Below are 21664 nucleotides of genomic sequence, written 5' to 3'. Positions count from 1 at the left end.
GTGTTGATTGCAGATAAGGAAGGAAAAATCGGGATCGTAAAGCGCACAAAAAATGTAGCAATCTCTTCTGGCAGTTATGGGATGGCTTGTGCTGGTACCGTAAATGAAAAAGATTTTATGGAGAATGATCCATTTCTCTCTTGTGTGATAAGAGAACTAGAGGAAGAGTGTAATATTAAAATAGATCAAGCTCATTTCGATGGAATCGTAGTCCCAACTCAAAAAATGCAACCAATCTTTCTCTATCATGTGAATTTGGAAAAGACTTGGGAAGAGCACTATTCAGAGATGGTAAAAGCAAAAGACTATGCTTTTGAAACAGAGTCCCTCTATGCAGTTCCAGTCGAATATAGTATGCAATTTGCTGCCCAAGCGAGAATGACAGATACCGCTGCTTATCAGATTAAGAAATATGCAGAGAGTAAAGGTTATATATCTAATTGGTATCTGGATATGATCAAGCCGATGAAAAAGAGAAAATTTTTATGCACACAGCCAATCACAAATATTCAAACTTACGGAAAGACTAGAACCATGTGATTAGATTATGATATCAACAAAAGATAGCATTTACCCATAAAATTACCAAAAATAGCATCGAAAACATCAAAACTCAATTAAGGTTAAAGGGATGATTATCCATTATTTTACATTTTGGATCATCTCTTTATTATTTAAGTAAAATCGAATTTTAATATTATACTGGGTAATCTTAGGAAAATCTTTGAGTATACAACATTGAGAATGGTTCTTTGTACCATTGCTGCACTGCTTTTTCTCTCACCCTCCTTAAAAACAAGACATAGTGGATATAATCTCTGATTCTCTGATTTCTTAGTATCCTTTTCTTTCGTTTCAAAATGTAGCTTCCTAAAAAAGGTTTCACAATTACAGCATTATTCTTACTACAAAATATGATAAAATAATCAGGAGAATCAATCCAGACTTCCATTGGGGGAAGAATGCTCGGCGTAAACGACGACGCTGTCTTTGGCGCTTCGGAGCTCCGTCTCGGCGACTGGTCTGACGTTACGGGGGAACTCCTTCTCCAGAAGAGTAGCGATGTGGGAGTAATCGCAAACTTCTGTGGCTTGGAGATCCAGATGGTTGCCATGGGTCAGCACACGTTGACCTGGAAGATCATCCACAAGCACACTGGCATCATCAACACCGTCAGCTACCACTGGGAGATGGAGGTACTGATCCAGTCCTTCGTCGGGTACGTGGAAGAGCAGAAGAAGCCGAAGAAGGCCAAGAAGCATCATGGCGGTATCGTGCACTACGGCACGGGTACAGCGGCTGAAAAGATCTACAAGACATACGTACGCTGAACAACTTCACCGCAGTGGAACGCTGCGACTGACTGGGCTAACCAGTCAGTCGCACCACTAAAAAAACGAACGATAGAAGTGTACCTTTTGTTAAGGACATTTTAATAAAAATCTATGCACTTTAAGAAGATGATCTCTGTAATGGACAGGGGCCATCTTTTTTAGATCCCACTGGTAGTAGTAGTGGTTGTAATAGATCATATCTTTTAGGCACATTTCCCCAACAATTTCCTCGTCTGGACGCTGATGTTTTATCATCTCTTTTCCTTTTTCATTGGAAGAAGATTTTATTTAAATTAGACTAACGCCTCTCACATCTACTCTCTATCTTTCATAGAATAAAGAAGAGCCAGAGAGGAGGAAAAGAAGAAACGATAGATTGATATTTTTCGAGTGTTGTTCGATGGATGATGCTGTCGTTGAGTAGAATCCCGCACTCATATTTATTTTTTATTAGAATTTGCACTCATACCCAAAGAATCCAATGGAGTCGCACCATTGGATTCTTTTATGCCTTTTAAACGGTAAAGAGATCAACCTCTCTTAAAAATGGACAATTTCGTTCTATTCCATAAGATTTATTTTGTGATAGAATAACTGTCTCCTTTGTTGTATATATCTTAAAAACATCAAGTTGCCCACATATTTTACAAGTTTCAACTCGAGCAAACGGCATCAGCAGAATCAGTTGCCTTTTACTCCATCGGTAGATATTTAGGCGATGAATACTACACGCACGTTTATTGCTTTGGCATCCCTGACCTTGATGCACTCAATCGTTATCTGACCGAACCCGCTCACCGTGAAGGGAATTTTCAGTTCATTCCTTTGCTCGACAAACTCTCTCGGATGATGGTATCGGATGATCCTGATCTTGTAACCAATGTCCCATGTCCCTTTTTACGCATTAGTATCATACATCGCTGGGATATGAATTTCTTTTACACATGAGACGTTTGAAAGATGAACCACGCACTTGACCAAAGAAACAATATCTTGGACAGGGATTCTTGTACCATTATAAGTAGATATGGCTTTTTCTAACCCATCCTCATATGGGATAGCTGCTGCAATGTTACCTGGATTGATAACAGTTACCCCGATTCCATCCTCTCTTAAATTTTCCCGTAATGAATGACCAACACCACGTAAGCCAAATTTTGAAGCTACATATGTTACTTGCTTACTACCATAATTATCAAGCCCATTAACCGATCCAACTAAAATGATCTTGGGATTTGTTGATTTTTTTATATTTGGCAATAACCGTTGTATACATATGATAGAAGAAGTTGTGTTTACATTCATGATGTTAAGGATGTCCGTTGGATTATCATTCTCAAAGTTATAATTGTCCTGAAACCCTTCTTCTTCCCATATTCCTGCATTGTAAATTAATACATCAATTGTTTCATCCTTTATAGCTTTTGCAATTGTATCACCTGAAATTTGTGAGGATAAGTCTGCCTCAATCCAAAATCTATGAACTCCATCACGTATTTCCAAACTTTCTGGTTTACTTCTAGAAACAATCCAAACCCGATCATTTTTAACAGGTAGACCTTTTACAAAAGCATCACCTAAGCCCTTACTTGCTCCGAGTATAATAAAGTTCTTCATGTTTTCTCCTCACATAACATATCTTATTGAAACTTATTTTACCTTATCTGATTTTTATTTTGTATCTTGAACTATCCTGTTTTTGTAACCATTCCTGATGCTTGGTTCTCCCATCCAAAATTACTTCTTTCTCGTAAAGTTGTAGTGGCAAATAAGTCATCCACTCTATATATACTGTCCGATGAGTACCAATATCTATAAGCACCCAACAAGCTCTTGCTAATATCCTAACGAGAGAAAAAACTGTTACTATGATATCTATTAACTATTGGTTAACGATTTCTTAACACTAATTCACTTGAATGTCTTCTATCATGCAATAATAATATTACTTGCAAGGTTAACAATCGCGCGAGTTGGATGTCGATCTGACGTCCGGAAAAGAGTAACTTAGATGCAGGATTCAACCACTCCCCCCACCCAAGAGAACACTGACGAGTCCAAGCAGGTCATCTCCCCAGACGAGATGAGGGGGCGGCTCAATCGCCACATCCCCACCGAGTTCCGAGGAGGGCAGTGGCGGACGGCTGCTGACACGGTAAAGTTCATCAACACCCGTCTTGGAACCAAGTCATCCAATTCGTTCGTCACTGTCCCCAACCAGCTAACCTAGCTCGTCTGGGATCAGCCCCGTCAGGTAAAGGGTGAGTACAGCGTGTACTCCATTCGGGACATCGGTTACAGGAGGGCGGATGCAATTCTTCTTCAGGACGGCAAGTGGTTGGTGATCTACCAGACCAACGAATCCGCCAACGGGAAGTTCTACTGCGTAGTCGTCTAACCATCCATCTGTGGACGTGAGTTATCTTTGCCCTAGGCAATAGACTTTAACTCCATCCATCGTGCAAAGCTCCCTGTACTGACTTCAGTTGGTACGGGGAGCACTCATTTTCATAGATAAAAAATCTCTAACTAGATATTCATATTTTATTGGCAAATCCTCTTTCTTCAATCTTCTTAATTCTAACTTTTTGGTAAAAACTATGTGACCTGACAGCTTACTTTGACAAATGCTAAAATTGGATCATGTATTGATAAGATGATATCTCTTCTACTTCGAATACTGAAACGAAGATATCTAAGAGGAGGATACAAAATGTACTTGAATGAGGTAGAAAAATCATTATTGAAACAGCTGGTCAATCAACAAATCCGAGATTTAGAACAAGAAACTAATCAACAAGAGAAGACAACTTCAAGAATGTTTGAACTTTTAAAATCGCTATCTCAGAAACTCTCTAAAAAAGAAGACCAAACAAGTCCTCATTATCAGATCAAACTTACTCCAGTATCTGAAGAAGGGGATAGCGGATGGTGGGCTGAACATCCTGAAATTTTAGGATTCTATTCTTATGGGGATACGCTAGATGAAGCAATCCATAAGTTAAATGCATCCAAAGAAACATGGATTGCTTATGCCAAAGAACATGGATTACCAATAATTGAACCCCGTGGCAAGTCTTATTGGATAGAGAATACTTATGAAGATGATTGGACATTTAAAGAGAATAAAAAAACTTGTCGATTCTGTGATCAACCAGCACACCCTTTATGGATCTGGGACTGTTCTTTTCACCATGGATTAGCAGACTGCTTGTTTCATTGTCATTGGAAAGGTGAGGGAGATTTTGAAACATTTTTTCGGAAATGGTTAGCAGAAACACCGACAGAGAATCAAATTAAAATTTATCGGGATTATTGGGTGGGCGAAATAGCAAAACACGGAAATATCTATCTAGAAGAGATTGCGAAAAAATATCCTGGGATACAAATAAATCTTGGAATGCCCTACATAAATAAAACAATTCAAGTGTCCTACTTCATTGCTCAACTTCGTGATGGAATAACCATCGATGAGTTTTGTAAGGTCTATCGGTTAAATCATGATCGAGTAACGGAGGCACTTGATTATATATGCGAGGTGTTGCAGCCGAAATTCCCATGGTAATAACATAATGGAGATAGAGGTCCTACCTAACATAACTTATTGTTGTGTTATTAGTAATTATCCCATTTTTTATTAGAATTAACCATCTCGTACCCAGTATAATAGTATATACAATGTATATACTTAAGAATGAGGTGAAAGAAATGGAATCAAGAGTTAGAAAATGGGGAAACAGTCTGGGTGTTCGTATTCCTAAATCCCTAGCGGATAAAATTAAGCTAAAGGAAGGTGAACTTATCGATTTTCAGGTTACAGGTGATATGATTTTAATGCGTAAAAAGAAAAAAGACTTGGAAACATTACTTTCTAAAATTACTCCTGAAAATCTACATGATGAGATTAACACTGGAAAACCAGTAGGCAATGAAATATGGTAAAAAAATCTTATACTCCAAAACAAGGAGACATTATTTGGATGCAGTTTAATCCTCAAGCTGGACATGAAAAATCCGGACACCGGCCTGCAATCGTAATTTCCCCAGAGGTTTACAATCAAAAAACCGGACTTGCTATTTTATGTCCCATTACTTCAAAAGTGAAAGATCACCCGTTTGAAGTTTTATTGCCAGAAAACTTTCCAGTCCAAGGAGCTATTCTTTCCGACCAAATTAAAAATATGGATTGGAGAGTAAGAGGAGCTAAATTTATTGGGGAAATACCAAATGAAATTCTAGAAGAGGTTAGAGAAAAATTAGAATTATTAATTTTCTAAACAAAAAGCCCCTCTTATGAAGGGCTTTCTTTTCTATACCATTAACCTGTGATTCTAACGGGCTGTGCGTCTCCCCAGAGACGTTCCAAATCATAAAAATCCCGTTCATCTCGGTGGAAAACATGAACGACCACATCACCGATATCAATCAGCACCCAACGAGCCTCTTGTAGTCCTTGAATTCCTTTAATACGAATTTTTTTCTCTTCACATTTTTTCTTGATTGCTGTAGCTATGGCTTCTACTTGTGTACGAGAACCTCCGTGACAAATCACAAAGTAATCAGCAAAAGCAGAAACGTCACGAATATCCAACACAGATACGTCTTGCGCCTTTTTTTCCTCGGCAGCGGTAGCCGCAAGCATTGCGATCTCCACTAGATTCAACCGGATTCCTCCCTCAGATGTTATCTTCATGCTCAGTCAAGCTTTTGAGTGTATCATAAGTCAGCGGATACACGCGTTGACCACATGAAATGAGAAATTGAATCGTTTGCTTTAATGCAAGGACTATGGCTTCATCCAAACTTTTTTGGGCGAGTTGTCTTGCAGCGTCAACTCCAGGGAACTTTCTTGCCGGTTCAATATAATCTGCAAGAAAGACGATTTTTTCTACTAGATTCATGTTTGGCCTGCCAGTAGTATGATAAAAAATCGCATTGGTAATGTCGATATCTTGAATTCCAAATTCCTTGGTTGCGACTACAGAAGCAACTGGTCCATGCCATAGCTCTTGATTATATAATAATAGATCTTGGGGTAATTTGTACTGTTTTATTGCAAAAATTAATTCTTCTGCCGTCCAAAATTTACAATAGTCATGAAGAATTGCTGCGGTATCCACTTTTTCTTTATCTGCCTCATATCGTTCTGCCAATATGGCTGCTGTTTCCACTACCCTCAGTGTGTGCTCCCATCTAGATAAAGGCAATTGCTCGCGGGTACGGTCAAGATAATCTTGTCGGTTCATACAATTGATGCTCCTCTATATAGCGGCAAACTCCACTTGGGACAGCGTAACGAAAAGAGCGGCCACCTATTATATTGTTTCGAAGCTGAGAAGCAGACAAGAAAATTTCCACCGCATCATCCACCCAACGTACTTTCTCCTGAATAAATTCAGGGAGTGACTCAGCTGTAAAGCCTGGACGGTGCATGGCAATAATCGATACATGCTGAACCAATTTGTCAATTTGGTACCAGCTAGGCAGATTATTCACCATGTCTGTACCAACGATTAAAGAAAACTGATAAGTGGGGTAAGTGTTCACTGCCCAGTTCACTGTATCGATGGTATAAGATAGTTTTTCCCTTTTTATCTCCCAATCTAACACTTCAAAAGCGGAATTTTCTTCCGTAGCAATTTGTACCATTGCTAATCGATGTTTTGCGGGGGTGATATGATGTCCTTGTTTGTGTGGAGGTTGTCCAGTCGGGATAAACCATACTTTGTCCAATTCCATACGATCCCTTGCTTGTTCTGCAATTAATAAATGCCCCATATGAACCGGGTCAAAAGTTCCACCAATGATACCTATTTTCATATCATGCCTCTTTTTCCAAGATTGCTCGCATCTGGGCAACCGGAGCAGGCTTACCAAACCAATGCTCAACTGCCACAGCTGCTTGGTATAAAAGCATCCCTAAACCACCATGTGTCTGTGCTCCCATTTGTTTTGCTGATGTCAATAATTTGGTGTCTTTTGGGCGATAAATCAAATCACTCACCAAAAGTCCAGCATGTAAAAAATCAGCTGAAATAGGGGTCTGATCCGTATGTGGTGACATACCAATCGAAGTCGTATTTACTAACAGATCGGACTTGGCAATGACCCCCTGTGCTTCTGACAACGATACAGACCGTGCTCTTGTGAAAATACAGAGGCTTTCTGCCAGCTTCTCTGCTTTTTGCTGTGTTCGATTGGCGATAAATATCTCTTTTACTCCAGCTTTTGCCAAGGTAATACTTACCGCTCTTGCAGCTCCACCCGCTCCTAAAATAGTGACTGTTTTATCTTGAAGCGAAACAGCAGTCTCCTCTTGAAGCGAACGTAAATATCCTACTCCATCTGTATTATATCCGATCAGTTTACCATCTTTGTTCACAACCGTATTTACAGCACCTATCTCTTTTGCAGTATCATCTAATTCATCGAGATAAGGCATAATAGCAACTTTGTGGGGAATCGTCACATTGAAACCAATAAAATTCAATGCTCTCATTCCCTTTACTGCTTCTTCTAAGTCACCCGGTTTTACTGGATAAGCCAAATACGCTGCTGGTATCCCTAAAATACGACAAACTTCGTTTAACATTTCAGGAGATTTGGAATGCGTAACAGGATAACCGATTAATCCAAGCGGACGTGTATGAGCTGTTATGTTCATAGTCTCTCCTCTAACTCTAATCTAAAATTTAAATAATAGATGGACGCAGCGTTACCTCTATCCCTTTCGGAGCATATACATCAACTACTCCTCGTTCTTTTCCACAAGCGATCCAGCCCAATCCCGAAATTACGATATCTTGTTTCGATCCACCAGTTAACACAATTCGATGTTTTTGAAGGGCTGGCAAATCCGAAGGGTCATGGGGAGGTTGAAGCATTTCCCCTAAATGCTTTTCATAAAATGCAGTTGCTTGTTCTTGTTTGGTGCGATGGAGATACAATTGATTGGAGAAATAACAGGTAAAGGGCTGCCGCTGACCTTCTACATAATCAAAGCGAGCTAAACCTGCAATAAAGATCGTTTGATCACTGTTTAGTTGGTACACTTTTGGGTTTAAACGACTTTTGGGAATCACTTTACTGAGTTCTTTTGGGGAAACCCACTCGCTAATTCTATTTTTCTTTACAATTCCAGGTGTATCAACAATATTTCGTCCATCATCGAGAGGGATGTGGATCACATCCAATGTCGTTCCAGGGTACGGAGAGGTTGTAATGATTGGCTCCTCTAATAAATAATTAAGAAAAGTTGATTTTCCAACGTTGGTAACTCCAACGATATAGACATCTCTCCCTTGACGATACCGCTCGATCGCATTTCGCACTTCTTGCATTTTATCTTGTTTGGATGCACTTCCCACTACGACATCGACAGGTTTGATACCCATTTCTTTTGAATACAAATAGATCCATTCTTTTAGCTTTCCTGCCTTCACAGACTGAGGAAACAAATCCATTTTATTGCCGAACAAAAGCAAGGGATTGTTGCCAATATGACGGTGAATTCCCGGTATCCAACTGCCCGCGATATCAAATAAATCTACAATCTGCACAACCAAACTATTGGTATCCGCTATTTGTCCAAGAATTTGTAAATAAATATCCGGATCATGTTCCACTACTGCTAGCTCATTATAATGACGAATGCGATAACACCTTTTGCAGTATTGATGCTCCCTTTCTAAAGCAGCGGGTGGAACATATCCTGGTTTTTTCTCCTCTTCGGTTTGGAGCTGTATGCCACAACCTTCACAAAACTTCACTATTAATTATTCCCTTCTCTAGCAAGTAATCCACGCTTTTCCATCCAGCGAAATACCACACGCTCTATTCGTCTATTTATCTTCGTAGAAAAACCTTCTGTTTTGGAAATCGGTACTACTAATATGGTGTATAACCCCATCCGATTTCCCCCTAAAACATCTGTCAACAATTGATCTCCTACCATCACCGTTTGGCTGACATCTGTATCTAATTGTGACATTGCCCTGCGAAAGCAAGAAGAAAGAGGTTTTCTAGCTTTATGGATAAATGGTATTTGCAATGGAATAGCAAATTGCGATACCCTTGTTTTACTGTTATTTGATACAATCATAACTTGAAAACCTAGCTCTTGGAGACGTTCTAACCATTCCATCAGAAGAGGGGTAGCAGCTTTGCGATTAGATTCTACCAAAGTATTGTCTAAGTCAACAATGATGGATTTCATCCCTTTTTCTTTCAGCTCTTCTAGGTTAATCTTATAAATGGATGGTACATATTGATTTGGCACAAATGATGAAAACATCTCAATCCCTCCATGAAGACACGCTCGTGCCTACTATAACATAGTTAGAAAATAGCTTGCAAAACAAGGTATAGGAGGATTCACTTTGAAATTAGGCTTTTTTACAGCGTTGTTATTGGTAGTATTGACCGCTTGTCAGCCAGTCGATACAACTTTACCAAAAGCAAATATGAAAGAAAATTATATGAGACCCGACAGCCCAGATCCTATAGCAGGAGATTATGTAAAAGCTCGACCTTTCTCTATTGTTATGACAGATATACAGCAAAAGAAACAGTTAACGCTAAATGGGATTAACCACAAAGCGAAAATAGCCTATCTAATGGTGAGTATCGGTATTATCAATCAAAGCAGTGAACCGATCATGATTGAACCAAGCATGTTTCGCTTGGTTGATGATCATGGAAAAACCTATCAGCCAGACGTCTCCCTTGATTTGTTGGTAAATGGAAGCGGAGAAGGATTCTTTCACCAAAAGTTAGAACCATTGGAACGAAAAAATGTCACCCTCTTATTTGATACTTCTTTAAACATAAACCAAGGATATCTAGAAATCACTGGTGGTCCGCACTCCATCAAAAAAGCGCATATTCGTTTACTTCAGTAATCCAACTCAAAAAAAGCGGCTAAAGGCCGCTTTTTCCTTTCCCTTTTCTAATTGTGCATACGAGGCAGATGGATAACTCCTATTCCCATTACAATGAGTATAAAAGCCACAAATGCATTGGTTTGCAACTGCTCATTCAATACAATTGCGGAAATAAAAACCCCAAATACAGGGATGAAAAGTAAAAACAAGGACACTTGCCCAACTGGAAAACGCTGCATCAACAAATTCCATAAAAGCAAAGCTGTTGCTGTCATGACTCCCAAATAAAACAAAAGGATAGTAGATCGAAAAGAAAAGGAAAAAGGATAGGTTCCTACTATGCTCATCCCCATCACAAACAAGCCAGTCCCACTAAAAAGCACGGCATAAGCTGTCATCCGAGTAGTATTGATGGATGTAACAAGATTTTTCGCTAACAAGTTTCCCCATGCGCCTGTTAACACGCTTAAAAAAAGGAAAAAATCCCCCCACCCAATTTGCCACTGAAAAGAATTTGTTACATTAAGCATGATAAGGCCTACAAGACCAATTAGTAAACCAACCTTCTTTGTCCAAGTGAGCTGTTCTTGTTTCCACAGGAAATGCGCAAATAAAATTTGAAAAAAAGAAGTCGTCCCTGCCATGATGGCACCAATCGTTCCCGAACTGAGACTAACGCCGATAAAAAAGAAAAGATAGTTGAGAAATACTTGAAAGATCGCAACTTTCGTCACTGGCCAGAAATGCCCAAAAGATAAGCTGAGTTGCTGTTTGTTGGTTAAGAGGAAGACAAACAACACGAGTGCTGCGAGTAACGTGATGTGTCCAGCAAATAAAAGTTGTAAGCCGATCTGATGTGCTTCTATACCTAGTGACTGATAGCCGAGCTTAATGGCTGGAGCTACACTTCCCCATAAGAAAGTTACCAACAATGCTGTCAGTACCATGCCAAATGTACGAGAAAACACACGCATAGCTCCACCCTTTCTTTTAAAGCGAAATCATTTGCAGTTCTTTTGGAGAAGAAGTCAGCACTTCACATCCATCATCGGTAATAAACACCATATCCTCGATTCGAACTCCGCCTATCTCTGAAACATACACACCTGGTTCTATTGTAAATAAAATTCCAGGTGCTAGAGGAAGCGAATTATCGCCTGATACTGACGGATATTCATGTGCTTCGACTCCTAACCCATGACCTAAGCGATGGGTAAAATATTTCCCATATCCTGCTTGTTCAATGTGCTGACGAGCAACGCTGTCTACCTGTCCAAATGTAGCTACTTTTCTTGTTAAAACTGCCTGTATTGCGTATTCATTTGCTTCTTGCACTGCTTGATAAATTCGTCGTTGTTCCTCTGAAGCTTCTCCAAATACAACTGTTCTGGTAATATCCGAACGATAACCATCCACTACTACCCCGAGATCAAATAAAACCAAGTCCCCTTTTTGAAGAGTACGTTTACCCGCTTCCCCATGAGGTAATGCCGTTCTCTCTCCGAACAACACCATGGTTGGGAATGCCATCTGTGTGATTCCTTGTTCCAAAAGCTTGGCTTCGATCTGATTTTTCACTTCTAATTCCGTACAACCTAGCTTAAGAGCATCTATACCATATTGTATGGCCTTGTCTGCAAATTTAGCAGCTTCACGCAAGATTTTCATCTCATCAGGAGTTTTATGCATACGCATCTTGCGAATTTGCTCCTCGATGGATACAAATACTTCGATTCCAAGCTCCTCTTTCATGTTCAATGCTCTACCATATGTTAAATGATCTGTTTCTATAGCAAATTTCAAGTTGTTTTTTGTATGAGAAAAAGCATGGTCTTTCAGCCATTTCCAAGGATTATCTCCATCTTGGTGAGCATATACTTCTCCCGTCCAACCGGATGCTTTTACTCGGTCTATTTCCAAAAGCGGGCACACCAAAAGAGGTTCTCTATTTGGGAAAATCAAGATACCTAGCAATCTCTCATGTGGATCACAAGCAAAATGAGTCAGATAAAATACGTTAGCACTAGAGGTGAGAAAAGCAGCATCTAAATTATCCTTTTGCAACCATTTGGCAATTTGCTCAATTCGATTAATCATATTTTTCCATCCTTTTTTCAAAATTGTTAGCGCAAACAAATTCCTTTTGTTATACTTTCTATACTGTGATGAAAAGGAGTTGCAATTTATGGAACCAAATCAAAACCCAAATGAAAACAAAACTCCAAACCCGCTGAAAAACGTAACACCAACCAACTTAGCATTCGCTTCGTTAATACTCGGAATTCTAACCTTTATCTTGGTCTTTATCCCAAGTATCCAAATCTTGACCAATATTCTCGGGATTATTGCACTTATCGTCAGTATTTACAGCTACTACGCCACCAACGGAAGTCTCTTGACTGTGATCGGTATGATCTTAAGTGCCATCCCTCTTCTGTTCTTCCTCTATCTACAACTATACTTCATCTATCTCAATCAGCCCATGGATTTTTAAACGTAATCGTAACTCTAGCCCCATTGCCTAGCAATTGGGGCTTTTTTCTATTATCAAAATTTAAATTTTGCAGTATAATAAAAATACGAATTAGTCAACTCCCTAGAAATAGGGACTGTCCGAGGAGCAATCTTGAGCAACGACATGTCCAACAAGGGTAACAACGGTGACAACAACCAGTTCGTCCGTGAGCTGGACTTCGACGGTGATGGTCAGCGTGATCACACGCCGAAGTCTCAGCGGAAGCTGTTCAGGCTGATCGCTGCCGCCACCCTCGGTGGTGTGGCCTTCGCCGGCACGGCCTTCTTTCTCACCAGCCGGCAGGACACGGTGAACCTCACCACGTCGCCGAAGCCTGGGTACTCCGTCAACATCACCGGCAACTCGCCGAGCGCCTCGCCGGTGAAGCCTTCGAAGGCTCCCACCAGCTCGACGGCGCCACAGGCGCCGGTTACGCAGGAACCGACGGAGAAGCCGGTGGCAACCGCCACCCCGTCTCCCAAGGCGGCGAAGTGCGACGCCATGTCGCCGATGGGCATCGGTTACGCCTCCGACGAGCGCCACGAGATCAAGGAGCTCGTCCGTGCCCTCCTGCTCCAGAACATGGAGTGGAACGACGTGTACGACGTCACCTACAAGTTCCAGCACGAGCCGACGGAGACCATCAACGAGGTCTACGAGCGGTTCGACCGGGACGGCGCGGAGCGTGCGATCTACGACTTCCGGGGCTTCTACCTGAACTCCAAGTCGTACGCCATCTCCGCCAACCTCCACGCGGTCACCGGCCCCTGCAAGGGACTCGCCGAGATCGATCTGCGGAACGGGGAGAAGCTCAGGGCAAGCGCTTCGACCACCAAGGAGGACCTCCTCCAGTGGCTCGCTGAGCGCAACACCTTCCTGAAGGGTCAGGCTTCCTGATCCACCGCTCCTCGGGCGCCGGCACTGCAATCCAGCAACATCGGATCGCAGTGCCGGACCCGTTTTAGGAACAAAAAAATACCCCAGAGCGTATGCCCTGAGGTAACTCTTCCTCTCTTAAGAGAACGAGAAGGAGAAAGAAGAGTGAGAATGATGGTGGTGACGATGTGGTCTGTGACGATGATGATGTCTGTGTGAAGATGAAGTATAGTAATGATGTGGATGGCTGCTGGTATAGTAGTGATGACGACGTCTTCTTCGAGAAGAAGAGAACAGACTAAATATTCCACAATGGTACTTAATCTTTTCTAAATCCTCACGAATCTTCTCTTTGTAATCCTCTTTGTGATCGCTGTAGAAAAAGCGACCTACATCGATTATCTTCACATTACCATTTTCATCTAACATTATATTATTCAAGTGAATGTCATGGGGAATGATCCCAGAAGCATAACATTCTTCAATTGTTTGCTCTAATTGACGGAACTGTGCATCTTTTAGTTTATAACCTGCATCACGCAATTGCGCTAAGGTATACCCTTTTACTTGGTCTACAACCATAAACTTTTCATTTTGAAAATGAAGTTTTGGAAACATTGGATGAGCATCAAGATTGGCTAACATCTTAAAGTCTTCATTTTCACTGAAATCTTCTTTGTACACTTTCACTGCATAATTTTCAAAGGAGAATACTTGTCCACTCAAACCTTCACCTAGTAGGTTGTGATGTTTTTCCACATCCCCTCTCACTACTAGTGATGATAGATAATCAACAGATGCTTGGTCTATCGAACGAGACCCTTCCATTATTTCTCCTCCTAATGAGTTTTAGTACTTGCTTGAATTATATTCTACATGTTAACCAACATCTTGGAAATACTTTTTTCCTTACAATTGCGTGGATGTCGTCTTACTCTTTCCAATGGTGAGGATAATCATAATCCTTTGCCAACTTCATTGTAAGGGAAAGCAGATAAAAAAAGAAGGGACAACATCTGTACGGTTGTCCCTTCTTTTTCTGTGCATCGATTTATCCAAAGTATTTCACACGATCTTCTAAGGCTTGAAAATCTTTTGCACCAGGTTCAACAGTTGGTTTTCCAAATGGCATTTGGGCAATAAGTTTCCATTCTTTCGGCAGATTCCAAGTTGCTCGCACTTCTTCATCAATCAATGGGTTGTAGTGCTGCAAAGAAGCCCCTAGTCCTTCTTCCTCTAGAGCTGTCCATACTACGAATTGCAACATCCCAGAAGATTGGTTGGACCAGATTGGGAAGTTATCTGCATAAAGGGCAAACTGTTCTTGCAGATTTTCTACTACGGTTTGGTCTTCAAAAAACAATACTGTTCCATAACCAGCAGCAAATCCATTGATCCGTTCTTCTGTCGCTGCAAAGTTTTCAGCTGGTACAATTTTGCGCAGTTCTTCTTTGGTGATATCCCAAACTTTATCGGATTCTTTCCCAAACAGTACAACAACTCTTGCACTTTGTGAGTTAAAGGCAGTTGGACTATGTTTTACAGCATGGTTTACGATTTCTTTTATGCGTTCAGGTTTTACTACTTCCTCTTTACCCAATCCATAATAAGTACGTCTAGCTTCCACTGCTGCTAAAAATGTATTCGCCATGATGATACCTCCATGTTATGAACTAAATATTATTTAATCACTTACTTAAAGTAATTACATAACTTATTATGTATAAAAGTTCATCGACTGTCAATCCTTAATTTTAAAATGTTCACCTGTTGAACAATCTAGTATTTTCTGTCATCGAGCATAGAAAAAACCAGGAAATACATTCCTGGTTTTACTTGAATAAGGTAATAGCTGTGTTGTACAGCAAGTATATATTTAATCCCGCAATGACTATTGCTACAGCCCAAGCTAAGATTTTCAACCACAATGGGTTAGCAAACTCACCCATTTTTTTCTTGTCACTTGTAAATTGTACAAGCGGAAAAACAGCAAATGAGAGTTGCAAAGATAAGATTACTTGGCTAAAGACAAGCAGCTGTACGGTACCTGATGAACCATAAAGTCCAATGACGATAACCGCTGGAATAATGGCAATCATTCTGGTAATCAATCGGCGCAGCCAGGGTTTGAGTCGAATATTGAGAAAACCTTCCATCACAATCTGACCTGCCAATGTTCCCGTTAGGGTTGAATTTTGGCCAGATGCTAGCAATGCTACTCCAAATAAAATACTAGCAATCGATGTTCCAAGGAGAGGAGTCAGTAGTTCATATGCTTGACTGATGTCGTCTACTGGTTTCCCTGTTCCATGGAAGGTTGCAGCTGATAAGATCAAGATTGCTGCATTGATAAACAGTGCAAACATCAAAGCAATGGAAGAATCCCATGTCGCAAATTTGATCGCACTTCGCTTTCCTTCTGGTGTTTCCTCAAAGGCTCTCGTCTGTACAATACTAGAGTGAAGATATAAATTGTGCGGCATGACGGTAGCACCTAAAATACCAATCGCAATATAGAGCATCGCTGGATTTGTAACAATCTCTGCACTTGGAACAAAACCGTGAACCACTTTAGACATATCAGGTGAAGCAAGTACAAGTTCAACTGCAAAACACAAACCAATAATAGCAATCAAAGACATCACGAGTGCTTCAATATGACGAAATCCTTTGTTTTGTAAGAACAATACAAACAAAATATCGCCAGCGGTGATGATTACCCCATATAAGAGAGGAATCCCAAATAAGAGGTTAAGTGCAATCGCAGAGCCAATCAGTTCCGCAAGATCACATGCCGCAATTGCCAACTCACATAATATCCATAAAACAAAAGAAACAGGTTTGCTGTAATGGTCGCGGCACGCTTGGGCTAAATCCCTGCCTGTAACAATTCCTAATTTGCCTGATAAAGCTTGCAATAAGATAGCCATTAAATTGGATAGTAAGATGACGGAAAGCAAAGTGTATAGAAAACTCGACCCACCAGCAAGGTCAGTCGCCCAGTTACCTGGGTCCATGTAGCCAACAGCAACTAAGTAACCAGGGCCGACAAATGCCAAAAACTTGCGAAATACTGAGCCTTTCTTAGGCACTGGCATGGTGCGGTGCACTTCACGCAAAGATGGATTTGCTCTTTCTTTTCTCCATCCTGATGGTACTTTGTCTTTCACTGTTGCTGATTCCATTTTTTATTCCCTCCCCTTTTCTTGCATTTATTTGTCTATAACAATTTTATTTGACATAACTAAAAAAGTTGCCCTTGGCTAAATTATAATCCAAACCATTCATTTTGTGTAGAGGAAAAATCGACTTTAGTCAAAAATTATTCAAAAACAAAGAGTTTTGTTCTTGGTTTTTAGTAAGATATAGATTAGTTAAAATTATATTTCTCTTTTTAGGAAAACGAGATGGGAGAGGGATGATTTGGGGATTCTCTTTTATTACTTGGCATTCTTGGGAAGTTTATCGTGCAGTACTTTGCTCAGTTTTATGATCTTTCAATCGCTTACCGATACACAGGCACATCTCACGCTCATCAGCACTACCCCTTTCTTTCTTATACTCTTTTTTGTCATAATAAAACGAACTTTCCCTAACGGCTATTACTTACTCGGTTCTAGCTACTTGTCATGGATGAGTACATTGCTGTTGTTTCGTTCTAGAAATTTCTCCATTTCTGGTTGGAATTTTACCCCTTTTGTACATATGGTGGAACTTCTGCAAAATTTGTCACTAAAAAATCTGATCTGGTATTTTGGAGGAAATACATTACTGTTCGTACCGATGGGGTTATTCTTTGTCTACCTCATGAAATCTCTACGACTTTCTTCCTTATGTGGTTTGATTTTCATGCTTATAATAGAAATCATTCAAGGTATAACTGGACTTGGGGTCTTTGATGTCGATGACTTGCTGATGAATACTTTTGGTATCCTCATAGGGGGATGGATTGGAATAAGGCTGTTAGGAATAGGGAAAAATCAAAAAGCACGCACTATGGACTGTTAAGGTATGATTAAGTTTTTATTTATTTTTAACCAATGATGGTGTCTTTCTATTACATTAGATAGGTAAGATATATTACAGGAATTTATTTATCAGGAGGAATTAACTTGCTATTTAATCGCTCAAAAGATCGTTTCTTTTATCAAACATTAACAGATGCAACTTTAAATATAGTTGAAGCTGTTAAGTTATTTCGCGAAAATGTGGAAACGCTTCAAGAGAAAGAAAAATATGCAGAGATTATAAAAGACTTAGAGTCCAAAGGGGATGAATATACTCACCTTATCCTGCAAGAATTGGATCAAACTTTTGTACCTCCACTCGACCGTGAAGATATAATGGCTTTAGCTGGACACCTCGATGATGTACTAGACGAAGTAGAAGCTTGTACCGCCAGATTTGTTTACTATAAAATAGACAAAACTACGCCTTACCTCATTCAATTTGCAGACAGCCTTGTCAAATGTGCCAATTTGTCGCATAAAGCATTTGTAGCTTTGGAAAAAAAGGACTTTCAAACCATTCGTAAGATATCTATTGAAATAAATGAGTTGGAAAACGAAGGCGACCGCCTCATGAGAGAAAGTGTACATACGTTATTCGAAGAACCAGTAGACCTTTTAAACCTTATTAAAATGAAAGAAATATATGAAAGGCTAGAAGATGTCAGCGATACATTTGAAGATTTGATGGATGTGATGGAAAGAGTGGTTATGAAGTATGCCTGAGCTTACTTTATTAGTCATCGTTGTCATCATCTTAGCTCTAGCCTTCGACTTTACAAATGGATGGCATGACACCGCAAATGCAATAGCTACCGTTGTAGGAACAAGAACACTCTCCCCAGCTAAAGCGATTATGATGGCAGCTGTGTTAAATTTAGTTGGAGCCCTCTTTTTTACTGAAGTAGCAAAAGCGATCGGAAAAGATATAGTCGATCCGAAAAATATCTCCCTAGTTGTGCTTGTAGCTACACTCCTTTCCGTAATTGTTTGGAATGTGGTTACTGTATTGATGGGACTACCTACCAGCTCTTCGCATGCCCTAATCGGCAGTCTAATCGGTGCTGCTGTTGCCTTTAAAGGTGTCGGTATTCTCAAGATTCATGGAATTCTCATTATTCTTCTAGGGCTAGTTATCTCTCCTGTACTAGGAGCATTGATCAGCTTTATTATCATTAAGATCATTCGTAGTATCTTTCGCAATAAACAACCATCCAAAGTTAAGCGTACATTTCGCCCTTTGCAGTTGATTTCTGCTGCGTTTATGGCTTTTAGCCACGGTGCATCTGATGCTCAAAAAGCAATGGGTATCATCGGAATGGCGCTCGTGGCTGGACATTACAATAAAGAATTTAGTGTGCCTTTTTGGGTGATGATCTCTTGTGGACTTGCTATGGCACTAGGAACTGCTATTGGAGGAGCAAAAGTCATTCAAACTGTAGGTTCTAGGCTTAGTCGATTGGAAACACCCCAAGGATTTGCTGCGGAGACTGGAGCAGCGATACTGCTGACTACCATTGCCAAAATCGGTGTACCTGTCAGTACCACCCATACGATTACTGGCGCTATTATCGGGGTAGGGATAGCAGATCGTATTCGAAGTGTCCGCTGGAGTATTGCCACTAAAATCATTTATGCATGGATACTTACATTACCGATAACTGCAATTATTGCTTTTCTTTTGTTTCATTTGCTTACCCTTTTCGGATTGTAATCTTCTACACGCAAAAAGAACTTGTCCCATTTGCTGGATGAGTTCTTTTGCTATACACCTATTCAAACAATAGGTGTATGTTTTCTTGGCTTGTTTTCTCTTCTTTCTAACTCATATTCCATTGCTCTCTCATACGATTGATCTAACAAATGCTGAATCTTTTCTTCATCTGGTACAATCTCAAGTTTCGGTGTCTTATTAACAAAAATTGCATCCTTTTTGGGAACCAATTTCATATAAGCGTGGTGAGGTAAAATCCATTCATAATCTTTTGGTGTTACTTGTCCTGCTCGATCTTTCATTCCCCTAGCAATCACCTCTGCATCAGTGGGAGAGACTTGAAACGAAACAACATTGCCAACTTGACGAAACAAGCTATCTAAAACTTGGGAACTTAAATAATCTTTGACACCTGATGCAGTCAATATCAGCGGGGTGCGATTATGGGTGAAATCTTTTAAAAATCCATACAGATTAGGCATGACATCATGAATAAAGTAGGAACCTTCGTCTAGGATGATTGGATGAAGCGGTAAATATTGACCTCTCATCCGTTTCATCTCTCTTGGATAAGAAAATATTTCAAAAAACATAAAGACTTTTGATACAATTAATTTTTTTTGGTCATAAGTAAGACCAGCTAGATCTAAAATTTGAATACGGCCTTCATTAATCGCTTTTAACCAGCGAAAGCCGTCTGTCCGCTGATTTAAAATCCGCCCCATCGGACCTGAATTCCATAGACGCAAACGAGTCAGAGAAGGGCTTCGGATCAACTCTTTTGGCCAGTTGACGACTCCTGTTTCCGCATGAATATATTTTCTCAATTGTTCCCGCAACGATCGATTTCGATCGCTGTCCTCTGGAACCCCGTCGTATATCGCTTTAGCGTACTCTGGTTCTTCAAATACACGCTGCATATTCCAATAAGATCCCTGATCCAATAAATCTAAGGCTGTAGCAGTCATCATAAAACCATCCGGTACATGAGGACCCCAAAATTCTGCATCCAAGCGCCGTAAAATCTCTCCGACATAACCATACTCTGCTTGGGGAAAGTCAATATCAAAAGGATTAAAAGGAAACTTCCAATCTCGAAAGCGGGCTGTAGTCACATGAGGGTGCAGCTTCTCTGGAAGTTTCGTCAATAGACGATCAGCTAATGTACCGTCCATATCCAGTACAGTGCAGCCATAACGATTTTCATCTGTCCGTTTGTCTAAAAAATCCAGCAGCCAATGGAGCAGAAATGTCGTTTTCCCCATGCCATCTCGACCAAAAATGACCATATTTTCAGCCAGATGATCAATAGGAAGATGAATCTTGTTTTCGATGGGGCCACGAGCATTTATACCTAAATATATCGTATCGGCTTTTCCCTCATATGTTTGTATTTCTTTTGGAGCTAGGGGCAGCTGCATATTTTGATTGTGGATAAAGGCTGTCCGCGGCATTGCAGGAACCCGGGCCAATCCAGCTAATTCCTGATCACCTAGTACCACCACATTTTTTTTCAGCCGAAATGGAAAAAGGCGATTGGAGAATTCAAAGCGAAATAATGGTTTAATCGTTTGCCACCATTCCCTCACAAGAAAGCGGTTAAAATGAGAGTGTTCCATCCAGCTGAACGCTTTGCTGCACTGATCTGCAAGTTGATCTGCCTCTTCTCTCGTTCGATCAAATGCTAAAATTCGGATAACCACTTCCGCTTTCATCCGACTCTTTTTTGCTTGCAATGCTTGCAAATACAACTGATTTTCCCCGCTTGGAGCACGCTTATCTCTTTTAATATCCCTGATAGCTCGTGAGAAAGAACCCTCTACTTGACGATCATACATAGGACGAATGAGAAATTGACAGATCACGGATTGGTCTTCTTTCAGTTGACTGATCAATTCCAATAAATTTGCATGTGTTTCTAAATCATCAGGATAGGCAACATTTAAGGGCAGAGCATAATCATATTGCAATAGAAGACGAGCCCCTGAATGAGGCCGGGTATAATCAATTGCTGGCGGTTTTTCAGATGGATGTACTTGAATATCGGGATAGGCTGATTGCAGGGAGTCAACCATTCTCTCCCCATATAGTTTGTTTGACGCCCAACAACCATATTGTGTAATTCCTGCATGACCATGAATTTCCCAAGCAACCCAAGGCTCCTGAATCAGAAAAGGTAAACGTTCATACCAACGTCGTTTCATAAATCGGATCATTTGATTCCATACTTGAACCATTGGCTTGTACTTTGGTTTATCACCAGCTTGAATGTTTAGCTTGTAGTATACTCCTTTCGGAATCGCAAAAGGCATAAGATGAAATCGTTTCATTCTGGT

Annotated in this window: 26 protein-coding genes; 11 read left to right on the top strand and 15 right to left on the bottom strand. The window is 40.4% G+C overall.

Going from position 1 to position 21664, the window contains the following annotated elements:
- Positions 1 to 3 precede the first annotated feature (3 nt).
- Positions 4 to 540, top strand: a complete 537-nt coding sequence (locus MK805_RS02290; RefSeq protein WP_240873578.1) for a hypothetical protein — start codon at positions 4 to 6, stop codon at positions 538 to 540.
- Between the two features lie 422 nt (positions 541 to 962).
- Positions 963 to 1331 (top strand): hypothetical protein, encoded by a 369-nt coding sequence (locus tag MK805_RS02285; RefSeq protein WP_240873577.1) that lies wholly within the window; start codon positions 963 to 965, stop codon positions 1329 to 1331.
- 90 nt (positions 1332 to 1421) lie between these two features.
- Here the strand turns inward: MK805_RS02285 and MK805_RS02280 are convergent, their stop codons facing one another.
- The 3 genes from MK805_RS02280 to MK805_RS02270 all read right to left on the bottom strand — a co-directional run bounded on the left by MK805_RS02280 (position 1422) and on the right by MK805_RS02270 (position 3736).
- The gene (locus MK805_RS02280) at positions 1422 to 1589 is read right to left on the bottom strand and encodes a hypothetical protein (RefSeq protein WP_240874313.1); all 168 of its coding nucleotides are present in this window, start codon (positions 1587 to 1589) and stop codon (positions 1422 to 1424) included.
- Between the two features lie 642 nt (positions 1590 to 2231).
- On the bottom strand, positions 2232 to 2951 hold the full coding sequence (locus tag MK805_RS02275; RefSeq protein WP_240873576.1) for an SDR family NAD(P)-dependent oxidoreductase: 720 nt from the start codon (positions 2949 to 2951) through the stop codon (positions 2232 to 2234).
- Positions 2952 to 3538: 587 nt separating this feature from the next.
- Positions 3539 to 3736 carry a hypothetical protein gene (locus MK805_RS02270; RefSeq protein WP_240873575.1) on the bottom strand — a complete coding sequence of 66 codons (198 nt, stop codon included), beginning with the start codon at positions 3734 to 3736 and terminating at the stop codon, positions 3539 to 3541.
- A gap of 311 nt (positions 3737 to 4047) precedes the next feature.
- Between MK805_RS02270 and MK805_RS02265 the strand changes: the two genes are divergently transcribed.
- The 3 genes from MK805_RS02265 to mazF all read left to right on the top strand — a co-directional run bounded on the left by MK805_RS02265 (position 4048) and on the right by mazF (position 5611).
- Positions 4048 to 4899 (top strand): type II toxin-antitoxin system HicB family antitoxin, encoded by an 852-nt coding sequence (locus MK805_RS02265; protein WP_240873574.1) that lies wholly within the window; start codon positions 4048 to 4050, stop codon positions 4897 to 4899.
- Positions 4900 to 5042: 143 nt separating this feature from the next.
- Positions 5043 to 5276 (top strand): AbrB/MazE/SpoVT family DNA-binding domain-containing protein, encoded by a 234-nt coding sequence (locus tag MK805_RS02260; RefSeq protein WP_240873573.1) that lies wholly within the window; start codon positions 5043 to 5045, stop codon positions 5274 to 5276.
- A complete protein-coding gene (mazF, locus tag MK805_RS02255; RefSeq protein WP_240873572.1) occupies positions 5270 to 5611 on the top strand; it encodes an endoribonuclease MazF in 342 nt (113 codons plus the stop codon). The genes MK805_RS02260 and mazF overlap by 7 nt, the downstream gene beginning before the upstream one ends.
- 41 nt (positions 5612 to 5652) lie before the next feature.
- Here the strand turns inward: mazF and rsfS are convergent, their stop codons facing one another.
- From rsfS to MK805_RS02225, 6 genes are read right to left on the bottom strand one after another with little or no spacing between them, the layout of a single operon-like run.
- Entirely contained in the window at positions 5653 to 6027 is a 375-nt protein-coding gene (gene rsfS, locus MK805_RS02250) for a ribosome silencing factor (protein WP_420833039.1), read from the bottom strand.
- Positions 6011 to 6580: a bis(5'-nucleosyl)-tetraphosphatase (symmetrical) YqeK gene (gene yqeK / locus MK805_RS02245; RefSeq protein ID WP_240873571.1), complete on the bottom strand. Its 570-nt coding sequence runs from the start codon at positions 6578 to 6580 to the stop codon at positions 6011 to 6013. The genes rsfS and yqeK overlap by 17 nt, the downstream gene beginning before the upstream one ends.
- Positions 6558 to 7154, bottom strand: coding sequence for a nicotinate-nucleotide adenylyltransferase (locus MK805_RS02240; protein ID WP_240873570.1), 597 nt, complete (start codon positions 7152 to 7154; stop codon positions 6558 to 6560). The genes yqeK and MK805_RS02240 overlap by 23 nt, the downstream gene beginning before the upstream one ends.
- A gap of 1 nt (position 7155) precedes the next feature.
- Positions 7156 to 7998 (bottom strand): shikimate dehydrogenase, encoded by an 843-nt coding sequence (locus MK805_RS02235; protein WP_240873569.1) that lies wholly within the window; start codon positions 7996 to 7998, stop codon positions 7156 to 7158.
- A gap of 28 nt (positions 7999 to 8026) precedes the next feature.
- Complete coding sequence (gene yqeH, locus MK805_RS02230; RefSeq protein ID WP_240873568.1) at positions 8027 to 9103, bottom strand: ribosome biogenesis GTPase YqeH; 1077 nt, start codon at positions 9101 to 9103, stop codon at positions 8027 to 8029.
- A gap of 2 nt (positions 9104 to 9105) precedes the next feature.
- On the bottom strand, positions 9106 to 9627 hold the full coding sequence (locus MK805_RS02225; protein ID WP_240873567.1) for a YqeG family HAD IIIA-type phosphatase: 522 nt from the start codon (positions 9625 to 9627) through the stop codon (positions 9106 to 9108).
- Between the two features lie 85 nt (positions 9628 to 9712).
- Here MK805_RS02225 and MK805_RS02220 point away from each other — a divergent pair, with 85 nt between their 5' ends.
- On the top strand, positions 9713 to 10234 hold the full coding sequence (locus MK805_RS02220; RefSeq protein ID WP_240873566.1) for a DUF4352 domain-containing protein: 522 nt from the start codon (positions 9713 to 9715) through the stop codon (positions 10232 to 10234).
- A gap of 47 nt (positions 10235 to 10281) precedes the next feature.
- On the opposite strand, the gene MK805_RS02215 is transcribed toward MK805_RS02220, so the two are convergent.
- Both MK805_RS02215 and MK805_RS02210 read right to left on the bottom strand, forming a co-directional pair.
- Positions 10282 to 11190, bottom strand: a complete 909-nt coding sequence (locus MK805_RS02215) for a DMT family transporter (protein WP_240873565.1) — start codon at positions 11188 to 11190, stop codon at positions 10282 to 10284.
- 16 nt (positions 11191 to 11206) lie between these two features.
- A complete protein-coding gene (locus MK805_RS02210) occupies positions 11207 to 12313 on the bottom strand; it encodes a M24 family metallopeptidase (RefSeq protein WP_240873564.1) in 1107 nt (368 codons plus the stop codon).
- Positions 12314 to 12401: 88 nt separating this feature from the next.
- Here MK805_RS02210 and MK805_RS02205 point away from each other — a divergent pair, with 88 nt between their 5' ends.
- Both MK805_RS02205 and MK805_RS02200 read left to right on the top strand, forming a co-directional pair.
- On the top strand, positions 12402 to 12710 hold the full coding sequence (locus MK805_RS02205) for a hypothetical protein (RefSeq protein WP_240873563.1): 309 nt from the start codon (positions 12402 to 12404) through the stop codon (positions 12708 to 12710).
- Between the two features lie 132 nt (positions 12711 to 12842).
- Complete coding sequence (locus MK805_RS02200) at positions 12843 to 13628, top strand: hypothetical protein (protein ID WP_240873562.1); 786 nt, start codon at positions 12843 to 12845, stop codon at positions 13626 to 13628.
- 117 nt (positions 13629 to 13745) lie between these two features.
- Here the strand turns inward: MK805_RS02200 and MK805_RS02195 are convergent, their stop codons facing one another.
- The 3 genes from MK805_RS02195 to MK805_RS02185 form a co-directional block, all read right to left on the bottom strand.
- Entirely contained in the window at positions 13746 to 14435 is a 690-nt protein-coding gene (locus tag MK805_RS02195) for an AarF/UbiB family protein (protein ID WP_240873561.1), read from the bottom strand.
- A 223-nt stretch (positions 14436 to 14658) separates the two neighbouring features.
- Positions 14659 to 15258 carry a nitroreductase family protein gene (locus MK805_RS02190; protein WP_240873560.1) on the bottom strand — a complete coding sequence of 200 codons (600 nt, stop codon included), beginning with the start codon at positions 15256 to 15258 and terminating at the stop codon, positions 14659 to 14661.
- A 181-nt stretch (positions 15259 to 15439) separates the two neighbouring features.
- Positions 15440 to 16792, bottom strand: coding sequence for an Nramp family divalent metal transporter (locus MK805_RS02185; protein ID WP_240873559.1), 1353 nt, complete (start codon positions 16790 to 16792; stop codon positions 15440 to 15442).
- Positions 16793 to 17051: 259 nt separating this feature from the next.
- Between MK805_RS02185 and MK805_RS02180 the strand changes: the two genes are divergently transcribed.
- From MK805_RS02180 to MK805_RS02170, 3 genes are all read left to right on the top strand, one after another.
- Positions 17052 to 17615, top strand: coding sequence for a VanZ family protein (locus tag MK805_RS02180; RefSeq protein WP_240873558.1), 564 nt, complete (start codon positions 17052 to 17054; stop codon positions 17613 to 17615).
- A 104-nt stretch (positions 17616 to 17719) separates the two neighbouring features.
- The gene (locus tag MK805_RS02175; RefSeq protein WP_240873557.1) at positions 17720 to 18340 is read left to right on the top strand and encodes a DUF47 domain-containing protein; all 621 of its coding nucleotides are present in this window, start codon (positions 17720 to 17722) and stop codon (positions 18338 to 18340) included.
- On the top strand, positions 18333 to 19328 hold the full coding sequence (locus tag MK805_RS02170; protein ID WP_240873556.1) for an inorganic phosphate transporter: 996 nt from the start codon (positions 18333 to 18335) through the stop codon (positions 19326 to 19328). The genes MK805_RS02175 and MK805_RS02170 overlap by 8 nt, the downstream gene beginning before the upstream one ends.
- Before the next feature lie 62 nt (positions 19329 to 19390).
- Here the strand turns inward: MK805_RS02170 and MK805_RS02165 are convergent, their stop codons facing one another.
- Positions 19391 to 21658 (bottom strand): DUF8128 domain-containing protein, encoded by a 2268-nt coding sequence (locus MK805_RS02165; RefSeq protein ID WP_240873555.1) that lies wholly within the window; start codon positions 21656 to 21658, stop codon positions 19391 to 19393.
- Between the last annotated feature and the right edge of the window lie 6 nt (positions 21659 to 21664).

The sequence above is a fragment of the Shimazuella soli genome (assembly GCF_022511585.1).
Classification (GTDB): domain Bacteria; phylum Bacillota; class Bacilli; order Thermoactinomycetales; family Thermoactinomycetaceae; genus Shimazuella; species Shimazuella soli.
The sequence above is the reverse complement of the archived record's forward strand: the minus strand, read 5'-3'. Positions and strand labels throughout refer to the sequence as shown.